Raw genomic sequence first — 14,091 nt, 5'->3', positions numbered from 1 at the left:
ACTTCATACCCTTTTATCCGGACTGATCCTGGTCCCTATGGATTCCCCATTTAAGAACCTGTAAATGTTATCCGCTTTTCCTGCATTGAATATATGTGAAGTGATACTAGAATTTTTGCTAAGTTCCAGAAGTTCCAGCACCTTCCCAAGCATTCCACCTGTAACATCGGTACTTCCCGAACCCCCGATACATTGCCGAAATTCCTCAAAGTTGGCAGGAGTGATCTCAGGCACCGGTTTTCCATCCTTATCAAGCACCCCATCCTCAGCCGAGCCCAGCCCGAGCCTGGTGATCCCGAGTTCCTTTGCCAGATAAGGAACTATCTGGTCTCCCGAGAGGATACAGGCCCCGAGTTCAAGATCCATAACAACATCTCCATGCAGTACGGGGACAAAGCCTTTTTCGAGCATGAGTTTTATGCTGTCAAGGTACATACTCTCTATCCTCCCGTTTCTGCAAACGGTACAGCCCATTGGATGCACAGCAATAGCCATAACTCCGAAACTGTTCAGAGCATCCACTACCCTTGAGGCGAGTTTCTTTACGGATTCATGTGTTACAATTGCCCCCTCAGGGTCAAAAGTCCTGTCAAGCCCGTATTTTTTGGCATAGGTATGCCCAAAAGAGCCAGCCCCATGTACAACAATCATTTTTCCCCGGAAGCCTGAAACTTCCCGTGCAATCCTGAGAAGGTCAGCCTCTTTTACAACCCCTTCATTTGCGCCTTTGTCGGTAATGGCGCTGCCTCCGAGTTTAAGGATAACAGATTCGGTTGAAGCGTTCATTATATCACTCGATACCTTATTAAATAGCTTTCAGTCGATCTAAGGATTAATCTGCGACAGTATTAAACCGTGAATAATTAAACGGGAATAAATAAACGGGAATAATTAAACGGGAATAATTAAACGGGAATAATTAAACGGGAATAATTAAACGGGAATAATTAAACGGGAATAATTGTTATCAAATGCTCCATCCGCCCTTTAAACACACTTTTTTTGAAAAATCCGTAAAGATTCCGGAGCGTTTTGATTTCGGAGAATATAGGTATTTCCTTTGCAGGAAAACCCACGGGAGTTCCTTAAGGCTCAGTCGACCTTCAGTCCCTGTTCCGTGGGTTTTGTAATGGTGACCTTACCTCCTGCGTTTGCAATGGCTTCAGCTACCTGTATGGACTTTTGAGGTGCCGTAAGTGCAACCATACAGCCGCCACCTCCGGCTCCCGTAATCTTTGCCCCGAAGGCTCCTGCTGCCCTTGCTGAATAGATTAAACGTGAAAGCTCAAGGATATTTACCCCAAGAGCATCAAGCAGGCCCTGGTTCACGTTCATGAGCCTGCCAATAGAAGCATAGTCCCCTGAAAGCACAAGGGGTTCTCCAATTAGGGAGATTTTGCCAATAGAAGCCATAAGAGGTTCAATCAGCTCAGGGTAGCTATCATGAAGCTGCCTTACATTTGCTACAAGCTCTTTTGTGGAAGAAAAAACTCCGGTATCCCCTATCACAATTCCGCAGTCAGGTGTTTTTAACTTTCTACGCTCCGGGATGGTGACAACCCCTCCGAAAGTAGAAACATAGGTATCGGTAGGGCTTGCTGAACCCTGTACCCGGATCTCGATTTCATGCCCAAGTTTTGCAATCTCTTCAAGGGAGAGGCCACATCCAAACAGCTCATTTAGAGCGCCTATGCTTGCAATTGTTACCGCAGCAGACGACCCGAGCCCTGAACCCACAGGGATATCGGAATCAACAGTCAAAAAGACGCCTTTTATGGGTACAAATTCCCCCATTTTTTCAATAACTGCAGAAACATAGGGATGTGTTTCAAAATCAATCCCTGTTCGACCAATTTGTGACTGGATAACTATGGAATTGTTTAACTCTACCCTCACCCGGGTCCTCAACTCTACCGCACATGCTATTGCGGTTTCTCCGTAAACAACCGCATGCTCTCCGAAAAGATAGATTTTGCCGGGCGCAGAACATGAAACCATATTATTCCTCAAAAATTTTCAAGTTTTGTTGAATTAGAGTATGTAAAGTTTTGTTGAATTTGAGCATGTAAAGTAATGAACTTTATCCTCGGAGAGGATAACCATAAGTAAAAGTAAAAATTATATAAAAAAACTTATCCCGGCATGAACTTTATCCCGGGTGTTTTCTGCATAATAAAAAACAAGCATACTTCATTTTTCGTAAGATATGTCTTTACTCCACAATAATCGCAGCATACCCGACAACTGCACTCATATCTCCTGAAACTTCTCCGCTGTTTGCATATTTAAGTAGAGTTGCCCTGGACCCTCCGAGCTGTTGGGAAGCTGAAAGCATTGCTGCAATAGGCCCATATCCGCATACTGAAGCATTTCTTCGCTGGAGCCGGTCATACATGCCTGAGACATTGAGATTCAGGATAGCATCTATAACTTCGTTATCGGTCTCCCTTGCGCGTTCTGCAGTTTCGTAATGAGTAAAATCACTGGACGCTATGATAACCGCACGTTTCCCGCTTTCGGAAACAAGGTCAGCAACAAGGTTTCCCACCTCAACTGCTGTTTCTTCGTCCTGCATACCCATGCAAATAGGAAGAATTTTAAAATTCCGTCCGAAACGGTATTGAAGAAAAGGAAGCTGGACTTCAATAGAGTGCTCGTATGTGTGCCCCAGTTCATCTGCATCAACGATGCTCCCGAGAAATCCTTCTGCAAGTTCGAGATCAACATCAATAGTTCCCAGAGGGGTTTTCCACGTTTCTCTGGATACTGATACTGGCGAACCGTACCCTGTATGGTTGGGGCCGAAAAGGATATAGGTATCGGCTTCAGGAAGGGTTGCATAAACATGTGCAGCCACTTTCCCGGAATAGATATACCCGGCATGCGGGCAAACAGCCCCAAGGACTTCTCGTTCTCTGAACTCCAGACCTTCGAAACATCGTAGAAGTTCTTTCTCCAGATTTTCACAATGCAGGGGATAGAACTGCCCTGCAACTGCTGGTTGTCTCATTTCCAATCACCCATAATATAAGATATGGGCAATTTGTATAAACCCTTGCAGTATGCAGGACGGATGTTCCGAAATCAGAGAGGAGTTTCGAAATCAGTCATCTCGTAATTGAAGGGGGTATTATTGAGTCTGGATACTTCCCTTGCAACCAGCCAGTAGACAAGAGAAAGAGCTTTTCTACCTTTATTGTTGGTTGGGATTACGAGATCCACATTTGAGGTCAGGTTGTTGGTGTCACAAAGTGCGATCACAGGCACCCCAATGCTTGAAGCTTCCTTCAGGACCTGGGCATCTCCGGCCGGATCGGTTACAATTATAACATCCGGTTCAAAGAAACCATGCATCTGCGGGTTTGTAAGAGAACCTGGAATAAACCTTCCGAGCATTGCCCTTGTGCCAAGTGCCCTTGAGAACATTCTGGCGGGGTGCTGCCCATACTGCCTTGAAGATACCACAAGGAGTCTGGAAGGGTCATAGTGAGACAACAATTTTGATGCAGCTCTGACTCTTTCATCTGTGGACTGGATATCAAGTACGTATAACCCGTCAGTTCTGACCCTGTATACGAAACGCATCATATCCTGAGTCTTCTGCTGGGTCCCGATATGAACACCTGCTGCCAGGTATTCGTCAATAGATACAAGGGATGTAGCTCCCTCTTTGGGAGAAACTGCTTCTTCCCCCGATTCTACAGGTACAGATCCGGTCTTTGCTGCGGCTTCCTTTTCAGGTTTTGCTTCAGCCACGACATTTTCTTCAGGCAAAGGCTGCTCTCCGGTTTCCTCCTGCCCTGTCTGCTCAATTTCCTCCATAAAGTCACCTCATATATAGAATCAACAATAAAACGCATTCAGCATCTGAAATGTATCCCATTACGTTTTTAGCTTTTCTTACGTTTGACCGTTATAGGAATAACTCCGGCCTTCAACTCTGCAATGGCTACACCCAGGGGGTCCAGCCGCCCGTCATCTTCAACCAGGACAGGAGCCCCCATTGCTATCTGCAATGCTCTTGCACCAACAATTCGTGCACGCTCGAACCGGGTATATTTTTCCTTAACCAACAGATCACCCTGAAACTTAAAAACGCTCCGATGAGTTCCGATAATCGAGAAGCATGATAAATTTGATATTCAGTACATACACCTGAAAACCAGTGCCCTTAAAAAGGGAAGTGGGACCGCTGAGATTCGAACTCAGGTTCCGGCGTCCCGAACGCCGAAGGATGGACCAAGCTACCCTACGGTCCCTTACTGGTACGGTGAAAGAACGTCAACAAGTTCGACATGGCTGAGGAACATTCTGCGGCAGCAGTAACGGGTGATCCCGAGATCATCCATTACTGTAGCAGCGTCTTCGCCATCGTTGACGCGTCTTTTGTACTCATCCCAATAGTTAGAGATTACTTTTCCACATGAGAAACATCGGACTGGGATCATAACTGTCCTTACCTGTAAGATTTCTGGTATTTAGCCCTTGCTCCAGGCCCACCAAAGTTCTTTGATTCTTTCTGCCTGGAATCGCTTACAAGTAAACTGCGGTCGTAGGTTGCGAAGTTGTCTCTGATGATTGTGTCATTTGTCCATTCCACAATCCCACGAGCAACAGCGGTCCTTACCGCATTAGCCTGCCCGACGATTCCGCCGCCCCGAACATCGACATTGATGTCAAGCCCGGAAACTACTTCATTTCCTGCGATTAGCAGAGGTTCGGAGATCTTCATCATTGCAAGCTCAGGAGTATAGAGCTCGAGTGGAATTTTGTTGATCCTGACCTTACCGGTACCTTTCATGACTGTTGCACGTGCAGTTGCAGTCTTGTGCTTTCCAGATGAATTAACTACTTTGACCATGAGGACTCACCCATTAGAACTTTGAACCCATTTTCTGGCTCACTTCACCAAGCTCCATGTACTTGTTGGAACTCAGAAGCCTCATGTCGGCATCTGCGATGGCGATCGTTTCAGCACCCTTAAGTTCATAGGGGACACCTACATAGACTTTGAGCCTGGACATTGCATCCTTGCCTCTTGATTTCTTATAGGGCAGCATGCCACGAATAGTCCTCTTCAGGATGCGGTCCGGACGCTTCGGGAAGTAAGGCCCGAATTCCGTTGCACCCCTTTCTCGGGTCTCCCGGTACTCTCTAAGGGTGGCTGCCCTTGCGCCAGAAATGATGGCTTTTTCGGCATTTATAATATAAACCTTTTCGTCTCCTGAAAGCAACTGTTTTGCAACTGTACTTGCAAGACGCCCCAGAATAAGTCCATTTGCATCGATAACCGTCATCTTGTCACCTCAGCGGAAAATCCGGATACCGGACCCTTTTGGATTTGCTTCCATGATCTCCTCGAGACTCAGGCACTTGCCGCCGGCTTCAGTTATTTTTTCAACTGCGGATTCGCTGAATGTTACAGCCGCAACCGTAACAGAATGATCAAGGAGACCTGCACCCAGGACTTTTCCGGGGATAAGCAGGACATCATCTTCAGCAGTGTGCCTGTTGATCTTGCTTATATTCACAGCCGCATAGTTTCTGGACGGCGCCTCAAGACGTTTCGCTATATCCTTCCAGATGGGGGCAGAATCTCCATTTGCCCTCTCTTTCAGGGTAAGAATCAGGGAAACGATTCTTGGATTTGTTTTTCTTACTAGTTTTACCAGTGATTTTTTACCCAATGTATGTCCCTCCGCAAGATTAGTATGAAATCTCACTCACGCGGAAAAAAATTCCCTATCGCGTTCGAACATCGCTATAGCTGCCGCGACTCTGAAGTTAGGGGCAGCAAATTAAAGATCAAGCGATTAGTCGGATGGTATGATGTGAATAACATTTCTAGTACATAAAGATTATGCGTAATCTGAAGAACCAGGAACAACCATGGAAACCTTCCCAAGTATCCCCTCTATTTCGCATCCGAACTTTCTTGCCACAATAAGTGCCACTATCCGGATATCCACAAGATAAGCAAGCCTATCCTGCATGGAATTGATTTCGGAAACAAGCCGTTGTCTGTTTACGCCCGTATCCGCGGAAACGAAATCAAGGATCTGTTCAAAGGATATTTCTTCCCTGTGACGACCTGCAGAAGATTTATCTGGTTTTCCGGGTTTCTTGTTGAGTTCGAGAAAATCTTCAGGAGGTTTAAAAGCATGGGGAAGCCGGACACTCTCAACATCAAAACAGGGTAAAAGTGCACCGTCCTTAAGGGAAAGCAGGCCTGCTTCAAGGGCGCGGCCCTTTACCTCAGAAGCAGTCTTCGGGGAAAACCATTTCAGATCAAAGGCAAGGGAAAACTCAAAGTCTTTTTCCGGGAGAGAACCGGTAAGATTTTTTTTAAAAGGGGCCGAAACAACACGTTTAAGTTCTTCCATTCATGAACCTCGAAAAATAACTGCGCTGGGAGGGGCAGTATAGTATATAAGTCCCACAGGGTGCAGTTTCACATTTGAAGAATTCCGAAAAAAAATGAATGTCTCCGGCACAGAAATGAAATTTAAGCCTGTGCCGAAGTGAAATGTTTTTCGGAATATTTTTACTACAATTTACTGATGAACGAATTCAGAGGGTCACAAGCTTGGCATTGATGATTCCAGGGACCTGCCTTACCTCTTCAAGGATTGCATCAGAGACATCGACATCCACGTTAAGGACCATCATGGTAACGCCTCCGACTTCCGCCCTTCCGACCTGCATGCCTGAAATGTTGATGTTGTTTTTACCAAGAACCATACAACAGGGTCCGATAACATTCGGTTTGTTAATGTGCTTGGCAAAGATCATACGGCCTGCGGGGAAGATGTCTACACTGTCATCATCAACGGAAACAATCTTGGGCTCGTCTCCAACAACAGTTCCGGCAACCAGCTTCGCAGTTTCTCCGCTGGTGAGCCTGATACTGACAGTTGAAGAATACTCTTCTGCAGACTCGGACTTGCTTTCCACTACTGCGATCTTTCTGGACTTCGCAAGGGTAGGAGCATTGACGTAATTTACCCCGGAACCGAGAGCCATTTCAAGCAGCCCTTTGAGAGCAGAGACTGTAAGTGGCCTGGTGTCTTTTCCGGAGATTTCCCCATTGTACGCGATTTCGACCTTTTCGTAATTGCCGTCTACAAGCTGCCCTGCAATTTTACCCATGAGCTCTGCGAGCCTGATGTATGGAGCAAGGACTGCCATAGCTTCGGGCTTCACCGAGGGGATATTGATTGCGTTCTTTGCAAGCCCGCCAGTAAGGACGGAGACTACTTCCCTGGCGATGTCGATTGCAACATTAACCTGAGCTTCCTGTGTGGAGGCACCGAGATGCGGAGTTACAATGACGTTGTCAAATTTCAAAAGAGGATTGTCAAAAGGTGGTTCCTCAACAAAAACATCTAAGGCTGCCCCGCCGACCTTTCCACTTTCAAGGGCTCTTGTAAGGGCTTCTTCGCTGATGATACCGCCGCGGGCACAGTTGATGATCTTGACCCCTGGCTTCATGAGGGCGAACTGCTCGTCATCAAGGATATTTCTGGTTTCCTTGATAAGTGGAGTGTGCACTGTGATGTAGTCAGCCTCTTTTGCAATTTCATTAACTGTAGCCAGCTTGACTCCGAGTTCGGCAGCCCGCTTCTCGGAAATGAAAGGGTCATACCCCATAAGGTTCATCTCAAGCCCTGAAGCCCGCTTTGCGACTTCAGACCCGATTCTTCCGAGCCCTACAACTCCCAGTGTCTTGCCCTTGACCTCAACGCCCGTGAACTTGTTGCGCTTCCATTCCCTGGATTTCAGGGAAGCGTTTGCCTGAGGGATATTCCTGGACATCGACATCATCATAGCAATTGTGTGCTCTGCTGCCGAAATCATATTTCCTTCGGGAGCATTGGCTACAATGATTCCTTTCTTGGTGGCTGCGTCAACATCGACATTGTCGACTCCGACTCCTGCCCTTCCGATAATTTTCAGGCTGTCAGCAGCCTCGATGACTCTCTGAGTAACCTGAGTGCCGCTGCGTATTACAAGGGCATCGTAGGCCCCGATCTTTTCCACCAGCTCGTCTTCGGAGAGACCGGTACAAACGTCAACAGTAAAATATTTTTTCAGAATCTCCAAACCTTCATTGGAGAGTGAGTCGCTGACCAATACTTTCATGTTAATTTCTCCAGATAAATACGATAAACGTGAGATGCTAAATTTTAACAAAGAATACCAATCAACTTAATCACACTTAAGCATTATCACATGTTTTTAGAGGCGGATTTTCCTAATATTAGGATCTTTAAAGCTCTACTCCACACGATTAACCTACAAGCCTTATAATTCCGATCTTCGGTTCGTAACACTGCCCTCCCGAAAGAAGAGAACGGACAACTTCTTCTACTAACTCTTCAGGGACGCCTCTTGAGATTGCGGCATCTACAAAACTAGCGTAATCAACTCCCTTGCCTCCACCCATTTCCCTGAGCAGCTCAAGTACGAACTCCTTCTGGTCAGCCTTGGCTCCTGCAGGATCTTCGGATTCGAAGTTCAGAGCGCTGAGACCTTCCCGGATAGAAGCCCTGAGCTGTTTAGCAAATTCCTGAGGGGCGCGTTCCCTTTCAAGGGCAATGGATATCCCTTCCGCAAGCTCTTCGGAAATTCCTCTCTCAAGCAGGTATTCCCTGAGTGTTTCCCCATGGTATCCGCATGCGAGAGCATCCGAAAAAGCCTCAAGCCTGTCAACGGCCTGTTCTGCAGTATCCACAACCCACCTATTGCGGAGCTCTTCGTCTACAACGTTTGCCTCTTCTGCCCGGATTGAGATAAAAACAGAGCCCGGTTCGGGTTCGTAAATTCTGGCTTTTCCGGTAAGTGCTATGAAAGCAGGGACCTGAACCGTTGAAAAGAAAATGGAAGCATCAGGCTGGTACTGCCCTGCATATACCGTAAAAGCTCCCGTTGGGTCAACTATCCGGGCTTTCCACATTTCATTTTGTGTACCTATACTGTCGAGTTCGGTAAGCACACCAATTGCAAAGACACGGTTGAGAATAAGCCCCAGGGGGCTGATAAGCAGGTTGGGGGATTTTGAATCAGCTGTTTCGGACGCGGATCTTGCCGATTTCTCAAGCTCCCTGCAGGCTTCAAATTCTTTTGCAAAAACCCTTTTTGCAACTTCTCTCTTAAGCAAGGCTTATCCCTCCCCCGGAAACCTCTGAACCCGGTTCCTCTTCATCCTGCCCGAGCCTGTGTAATAATTCAACAACTCTAACAGCGAGGTCATCTTCGGGCACCCAGGCACTTTCTGCAACAAAAGAAATTCCATACTCTCCCTTTGAAGAATTCCCGCGTACTGCCAGGTAACGGCCGGTAAGGAACCGTCTCAGGTCTTCATAGACCGCGTCTTTAGAAATATCAGAAAACATGAGCTGTTCGGCTTCCTCAAGGGTCTTCCCGTAGATAGATTCTGCAAGTTCCCTTGGAAACATGACTGACATAGCCCCTGTCCCATCATCCAGTATAGCCTTAATTCGCATATCTCTTACGCCTTCCACCTTGCCATGTGCCCTGCAATTTGATTTCTGAACCACACGGCTACACTCCGGACAGCGGGAAATGATTCCAGAACCCGGTCGGACTGAAACAACATTGCCTGCAGCAGCTATATCGAACATACTGTCTCTTGAGTCTATTTCTTCTATTTTAAAGGGGGTAGGGTCTTTTGCTGCGGACTCGAAAGTAAAAGCAAGACTTTCAGCTTCTTCAGACCCGACTGAAGAGACTTTAGTACTGCTGAGGATATTGATCGAAGGCATTCCCCTGAACATGCGGATCTGGGCCCCTTCTATCCTGATTATGCTTCCTATGTCAATGCCCGGAAGTTCAACCCAGGCGCTGAAAGGCAGCCTGCCGGTCTCATCCGCAAGCACGCCGGAAATCACTTTAGACTGCTTACCCCTGACCAGAACTTCTCTGTGAGAAAGCTGAAGTACACAGGCTACGGTTCTAACGGAAAAATCCGCAGCACCGATATCAATCAATTTTTTTGCGGGACTTTCGGAAAGTTCGGAAAGCGGAGGGAGTGAAGAGTCAGAAACTTTAGATACCAGAGATTGCTCCCCTATAGAAAGCCTTATCCTGTTCTGCCAGAGGCGAGTATAGGCGTTCCTGACATTGATAACATCTCCAACCGAACCCGGCAACTCCCTCCATGAGGAAAACATGACAGAACCCGTTTCGTCTGCAAGAACCCCGGTATACAATCTGGAAGGCCCTTCATGCACCCCTTCCTGAGGACGAAGTGCCTTTTCCCCTAGATCCAGGATTCTGCCTGTTATTTCAAAATTCTTAAGGGAAGCTGAAAGGTCTTTTACCTTCAGGACTTTCCTTTTTCCACCAAACTTTCGGAGGATACTCTCCTTTGCAACTTCCGGAGGTACGCGAAAAGCAAGAAGTTTATCGAATTCTGCCCGGATACCACTCTTTTCAATGTCTCCAAGCGCCCTGGTTAGCTCTTCAAGTTGGGGCGCAATTTTTTCATCCATTTTAAGCCTCCATTCGAGACAAGAATAAAACAATTCAGATATAAGGGTTTCAGGTTTTACTTTAGATATAAGGGTTTTAGGTTATACTTTATGACTGCAGTCATTTACAACTGCAAGCATTTCGAGCATTTATAGGTAGTCAGGTTTCAAGACTTGATATTTTCGAAATCTGATAAGTAGGAATACTCAGTCCATCATAAAGATAACTTTTGGAAATCATTAACTGTTAGTTTAAACAAACTTCGCTTCTGTAATCTTTTAGATATTACTTTTCAAGGATGATTGTTCAGAACTTGTGATTCCAAAGATATATCTTTTCAGGACAAAATTGTTTTCCTGATAAAATATTGAAAGAATTAGCTCTGAAAAACAAATAAGATACATTCCTGAAAAAGAGATCAGATCCGTTCCTGAGAAACAGAGGAAATTCGGAAAAGAGGAAATTAACGGTTTCTAAAATGATAAAAACGAATGAAAGAACCATAACGAAATGGAAGAGTAAAAGGGGAACTAAAGATGGAAAGAATGAAAGAAAGGGATTTACAGGTATTAAAAATAGTAGCAACTGCATTTATTCTGGCAGTCATATGCACATGCTCTGCCGTTTCTGCAGCAAACTTAAACGTGGATTCTGAAACCGAAGGGGGCTATACAACAATACAGGCTGCAGTGGACGCCGCAAAAGCCGGAGATACTATTTTTGTAAGCCCCGGGACTTATGTTGAAAACCTCAAAATAGACAGGCAGGTGAGAATCTGGTCTGACTCGAGGAACCCTAACAATACGATTGTAAAGGCAGCTGACCCTGCAGAAAGTACCGTAGAAATAACTGCGGAAAGGGTAACTTTCAGCGGATTTGGGATAGAGGATTCAAAGAAAGCCGGAATTTTGCTTACAGGAGCCAATAACTGCTATATCAACAATAACAGAGCCAGAAACTCAGAATACGGGATTCTGCTGCAGGAAGCGGGAAATAATAACATAAACGGCAACACCATAACCCTGAATGAAATAGGGATAAGGCTCGAAGGCTCGGACTCAAACACGATCCAGGACAACCTCGTTGCTTATAACTACGGTTTCGGGATCTCCCTTGAAGAGAGCCGCAGGAACATTATCTTTAATAACTACTTCAAAAACGCAGAAAATGTAGAAGAAAACACCGTAAACGCAGACAACACCTGGCAGAGTACCCTCTCAACCAAAAGTAACCTTGTCCGGGGCCCTTATATTGGCGGTAATTTCTGGGCAGACCTTGAAGGGACCGGTTACAGTGAAACCTGCGTGGATGGAAACAGCAATGGAATATGTGATGTCTCATACGAGGTAACCGGAGGCGGATCCGATAACTCCCCGCTTTTCCCGAAAGTTCCAAATGCTGTCACATCCCTCGAAAGCAAACTGGATGCTGAAGCTTACGAGCAGGGCCTGGCAGACAGAGAAGGCGCAGGAAATGAGACTGGAACCCCTGTAGAAGAACAGACAGAAGAAAACGAAACCGCAGGGGAAGGAAATGAAACTAATGAAACAGAAGCTCCAGAAGAAAACGGAGCTCCTGGACCGGGTCTTGGATTTACAGTTCTGGCGGCAGGAGCGGCTTATATCCTGAAGCGGAGAAGGTAACAATAACAGTAATATAAAAATAGAAAACAGGAGAGGAAGCAGAAGGGACAGTTTTTCTGTCCTTCTTCTTTCCCCTGTCCTTCACATTTTCCGGAATCACTTGTGGGCAAAATAAGCCACAACTTTTTCTCCATCTACGGCATCAATTCTACAGAATCCGAATCTCTCGAACTGGACGATGTTGTCAAGTTCGGCTGCAATCCCGTGTTCTCCCATTCCTTCGATATCGCCTTCGGGACCTCGGACTTTAACAGAAATTCCGTCAACAGGAGCCCAGTGGAGGATCTTTGCTTTTGCTTTTTTAAGGGCTTCAAGAGAAACATCAGAGCTTTTTGCCTGTAGCGGGGAAAGGGAAGTGATTTCGATATTACAGAAATCTTTTAAGCGGAGGACAGAGCCCACTTCAAGTTTTTCTACATCGTCCTTACAGACAAGTACCTTATTTTCTACGGCAATTTCCCTTACACCTCTTGCATGATCAGTGGGGTGTAGCGGAAGTTTAGCAACTGCAGGCTCTGAATCTGTAATTTCCAGTTCTACCGGGTCCCAGACAAAGAAGTACCTGTTTGCAATGGGGTCCACGATTTTACGGTTTTCGGCGTAAAGAGACTCCATGCTGATACTCACGTCAGTCATCCCGACTCCCATTTCTATCATGAATTTTTTGAGAGCTTCAGCCCTTATCCCACGGCGCCTGATTGCCCGGATTGTTGGCAGGCGGGGGTCGTCCCAGCCGCTGTATTCTCCGGATTCAATGGATTTGCGCAGGGTACTCGTACTGAACTTTCCGAACTCGTGGATCTTGACCCTACCCCAGTGGGTGGTCTTCGGGTATGTCCAGCCGAAGTATTTGTAGATGTAGCCCTGCCGCTTTTCGCTGTCCATAAGGTCTTTGCCCCGGATGATATGTGTCATGCCGAGCTCATGGTCTTCGATAGCGCCTGCAAAGTCCAGAAGGGGCCAGACAACGTATTTGTTTCCGATTTCAGGGCGGGGGTGGGACATTTTTCTAATCCTGAATGCGCCCCAGTCCCTCAAAGCAGGGTCCTTATGTTCGATATCGGTCTTGATCCGCAGCACAGCCTGCTGGTCTTCATATTCCCCGGCAAGCATCTTTTCCCAGTGCATGAGGTTTTCTTCAGGGCTTGTGTCCCTGTGCGGGCAGGCCTGTTTAGCATCCTTAAACTGTTTGAAGTCCTCCCCTTTACAGAAACAGACGTAGGCTTTCCCCATCTCAATTAGCTTTTTTGCATAATCATAATACATAGGGAAATGGTCAGAGGCATAGACAACCTGGTCAGGCACAACTCCGAGCCATTTGAAGTCGTCCAGATACCAGGTATAGGCTTCAAGCATGGGGCGCTTTATATCAGGATCGGTATCGTCAAAACGCAGGATAAACTTGCCTTCATAGATCTTTACGTACTCGGAATTGACTACCATGCCCCTTGCGCTGCCCATGGTCCCGGGCCCGTTAGGGTTAGGGGCAAAGCGCATTACGACTTTACCGGTCTCTGCCCCTTCGAGGGGTTTTAAACCCTTGTCAGGCTCTTTCTTTACACTCAGGGCTTCTATGAGCTCCGGAGCAATTTCCGACAGCCGGGCTTCCCAGGCTTCAGGGTTTCCATTAGCAATTTCTGAAACAATAGCTTCAAGTGCCGCAGAGACGGCATTGGGATCGGCCCTTAGCTGAGGGTACTCCCCCATTACCTTGCCCATTACAGCTTTTGGCTGGGGGGCTTTTCCGTATTTTACAGCATTTTGAAGGGCATATTTTTCTATTGATTTAAGATCTTCAGGACTTAAGGTCATAGGAGCTTCTCCAAAAATAAACATGGATTAAATCTTGATTAGATGAGACAAGAATATCACACAAGTTCAACTGAATAGATAAACCCACAAAAAGGGATAAATCCATAAGATGCGCTGAATCCGGTGATTGCGGAAAAAACAT

15 protein-coding genes and 1 tRNA gene are annotated in these 14,091 nt (G+C 46.4%); 1 reads left to right on the top strand and 15 read right to left on the bottom strand.

Translation table 11 applies throughout. The features are described from left to right. Positions 1 to 3: 3 nt before the first annotated feature. The 14 genes from EO95_RS10195 to EO95_RS10135 all read right to left on the bottom strand — a co-directional run bounded on the left by EO95_RS10195 (position 4) and on the right by EO95_RS10135 (position 10,514). The gene (locus tag EO95_RS10195; RefSeq protein WP_048134458.1) at positions 4 to 786 is read right to left on the bottom strand and encodes an isopentenyl phosphate kinase; all 783 of its coding nucleotides are present in this window, start codon (positions 784 to 786) and stop codon (positions 4 to 6) included. A 306-nt stretch (positions 787 to 1,092) separates the two neighbouring features. Beyond that, positions 1,093 to 1,998: a mevalonate kinase gene (locus tag EO95_RS10190; RefSeq protein ID WP_048134455.1), complete on the bottom strand. Its 906-nt coding sequence runs from the start codon at positions 1,996 to 1,998 to the stop codon at positions 1,093 to 1,095. 214 nt (positions 1,999 to 2,212) lie between these two features. Next, entirely contained in the window at positions 2,213 to 3,016 is an 804-nt protein-coding gene (locus EO95_RS10185) for an MEMO1 family protein (RefSeq protein WP_048134453.1), read from the bottom strand. Between the two features lie 68 nt (positions 3,017 to 3,084). After that, the gene (gene rpsB / locus EO95_RS10180) at positions 3,085 to 3,822 is read right to left on the bottom strand and encodes a 30S ribosomal protein S2 (protein WP_052733563.1); all 738 of its coding nucleotides are present in this window, start codon (positions 3,820 to 3,822) and stop codon (positions 3,085 to 3,087) included. Between the two features lie 68 nt (positions 3,823 to 3,890). Continuing rightward, positions 3,891 to 4,073, bottom strand: a complete 183-nt coding sequence (locus EO95_RS10175; protein WP_048134451.1) for a DNA-directed RNA polymerase subunit K — start codon at positions 4,071 to 4,073, stop codon at positions 3,891 to 3,893. Between the two features lie 111 nt (positions 4,074 to 4,184). Further along, positions 4,185 to 4,259, bottom strand: a tRNA-Pro gene (locus tag EO95_RS10170). Next, a complete protein-coding gene (locus EO95_RS17125) occupies positions 4,260 to 4,448 on the bottom strand; it encodes a DNA-directed RNA polymerase subunit N (RefSeq protein ID WP_048141520.1) in 189 nt (62 codons plus the stop codon). Between the two features lie 8 nt (positions 4,449 to 4,456). Then, positions 4,457 to 4,861 carry a 30S ribosomal protein S9 gene (locus EO95_RS10165; RefSeq protein ID WP_048134449.1) on the bottom strand — a complete coding sequence of 135 codons (405 nt, stop codon included), beginning with the start codon at positions 4,859 to 4,861 and terminating at the stop codon, positions 4,457 to 4,459. A 13-nt stretch (positions 4,862 to 4,874) separates the two neighbouring features. Continuing rightward, a complete protein-coding gene (locus EO95_RS10160) occupies positions 4,875 to 5,297 on the bottom strand; it encodes a 50S ribosomal protein L13 (RefSeq protein ID WP_048134447.1) in 423 nt (140 codons plus the stop codon). A 9-nt stretch (positions 5,298 to 5,306) separates the two neighbouring features. After that, positions 5,307 to 5,687, bottom strand: coding sequence for a 50S ribosomal protein L18e (locus EO95_RS10155; protein ID WP_048134446.1), 381 nt, complete (start codon positions 5,685 to 5,687; stop codon positions 5,307 to 5,309). Positions 5,688 to 5,858: 171 nt separating this feature from the next. Then, positions 5,859 to 6,383 carry a DUF2240 family protein gene (locus tag EO95_RS10150; RefSeq protein WP_048134443.1) on the bottom strand — a complete coding sequence of 175 codons (525 nt, stop codon included), beginning with the start codon at positions 6,381 to 6,383 and terminating at the stop codon, positions 5,859 to 5,861. 187 nt (positions 6,384 to 6,570) lie between these two features. Continuing rightward, a complete protein-coding gene (serA, locus tag EO95_RS10145) occupies positions 6,571 to 8,142 on the bottom strand; it encodes a phosphoglycerate dehydrogenase (RefSeq protein ID WP_048134441.1) in 1,572 nt (523 codons plus the stop codon). Between the two features lie 148 nt (positions 8,143 to 8,290). Continuing rightward, on the bottom strand, positions 8,291 to 9,160 hold the full coding sequence (locus tag EO95_RS10140) for an RPA family protein (RefSeq protein WP_048134439.1): 870 nt from the start codon (positions 9,158 to 9,160) through the stop codon (positions 8,291 to 8,293). After that, a complete protein-coding gene (locus tag EO95_RS10135; protein ID WP_048134438.1) occupies positions 9,153 to 10,514 on the bottom strand; it encodes a Single-stranded DNA binding protein in 1,362 nt (453 codons plus the stop codon). The genes EO95_RS10140 and EO95_RS10135 overlap by 8 nt, the downstream gene beginning before the upstream one ends. Positions 10,515 to 11,030: 516 nt before the next feature. Between EO95_RS10135 and EO95_RS10130 the strand changes: the two genes are divergently transcribed. Next, positions 11,031 to 12,137 (top strand): nitrous oxide reductase family maturation protein NosD, encoded by a 1,107-nt coding sequence (locus EO95_RS10130; RefSeq protein WP_048134436.1) that lies wholly within the window; start codon positions 11,031 to 11,033, stop codon positions 12,135 to 12,137. Between the two features lie 96 nt (positions 12,138 to 12,233). Here EO95_RS10130 and EO95_RS10125 read toward each other — a convergent pair whose 3' ends face one another. Continuing rightward, the gene (locus EO95_RS10125; RefSeq protein WP_048134504.1) at positions 12,234 to 13,949 is read right to left on the bottom strand and encodes a glutamate--tRNA ligase; all 1,716 of its coding nucleotides are present in this window, start codon (positions 13,947 to 13,949) and stop codon (positions 12,234 to 12,236) included. Positions 13,950 to 14,091: the final 142 nt, after the last annotated feature.

It is taken from the genome of Methanosarcina sp. 1.H.T.1A.1 (genome assembly GCF_000979295.1).
Taxonomy (GTDB): domain Archaea; phylum Halobacteriota; class Methanosarcinia; order Methanosarcinales; family Methanosarcinaceae; genus Methanosarcina.
Note: the sequence above shows the minus strand (reverse complement) of the source record. Positions and strands in the feature narration are given on the sequence as shown.

What these genes read in the sequence shown, in the direction of transcription:
- EO95_RS10130 (WP_048134436.1), top strand. Translation starts at nt 11,031, where the DNA reads ATGGAAAGAATGAAAGAAAGGGATTTACAGGTATTAAAAATAGTAGCA.
- EO95_RS10160 (WP_048134447.1), bottom strand. Translation starts at nt 5,297, where the DNA reads ATGACGGTTATCGATGCAAATGGACTTATTCTGGGGCGTCTTGCAAGT.
- EO95_RS10135 (WP_048134438.1), bottom strand. Translation starts at nt 10,514, where the DNA reads ATGGATGAAAAAATTGCGCCCCAACTTGAAGAGCTAACCAGGGCGCTT.
- EO95_RS10190 (WP_048134455.1), bottom strand. Translation starts at nt 1,998, where the DNA reads ATGGTTTCATGTTCTGCGCCCGGCAAAATCTATCTTTTCGGAGAGCAT.
- rpsB (WP_052733563.1), bottom strand. Translation starts at nt 3,822, where the DNA reads ATGGAGGAAATTGAGCAGACAGGGCAGGAGGAAACCGGAGAGCAGCCT.
- EO95_RS10195 (WP_048134458.1), bottom strand. Translation starts at nt 786, where the DNA reads ATGAACGCTTCAACCGAATCTGTTATCCTTAAACTCGGAGGCAGCGCC.
- EO95_RS10125 (WP_048134504.1), bottom strand. Translation starts at nt 13,949, where the DNA reads ATGACCTTAAGTCCTGAAGATCTTAAATCAATAGAAAAATATGCCCTT.
- serA (WP_048134441.1), bottom strand. Translation starts at nt 8,142, where the DNA reads ATGAAAGTATTGGTCAGCGACTCACTCTCCAATGAAGGTTTGGAGATT.
- EO95_RS10150 (WP_048134443.1), bottom strand. Translation starts at nt 6,383, where the DNA reads ATGGAAGAACTTAAACGTGTTGTTTCGGCCCCTTTTAAAAAAAATCTT.
- EO95_RS17125 (WP_048141520.1), bottom strand. Translation starts at nt 4,448, where the DNA reads ATGATCCCAGTCCGATGTTTCTCATGTGGAAAAGTAATCTCTAACTAT.
- EO95_RS10165 (WP_048134449.1), bottom strand. Translation starts at nt 4,861, where the DNA reads ATGGTCAAAGTAGTTAATTCATCTGGAAAGCACAAGACTGCAACTGCA.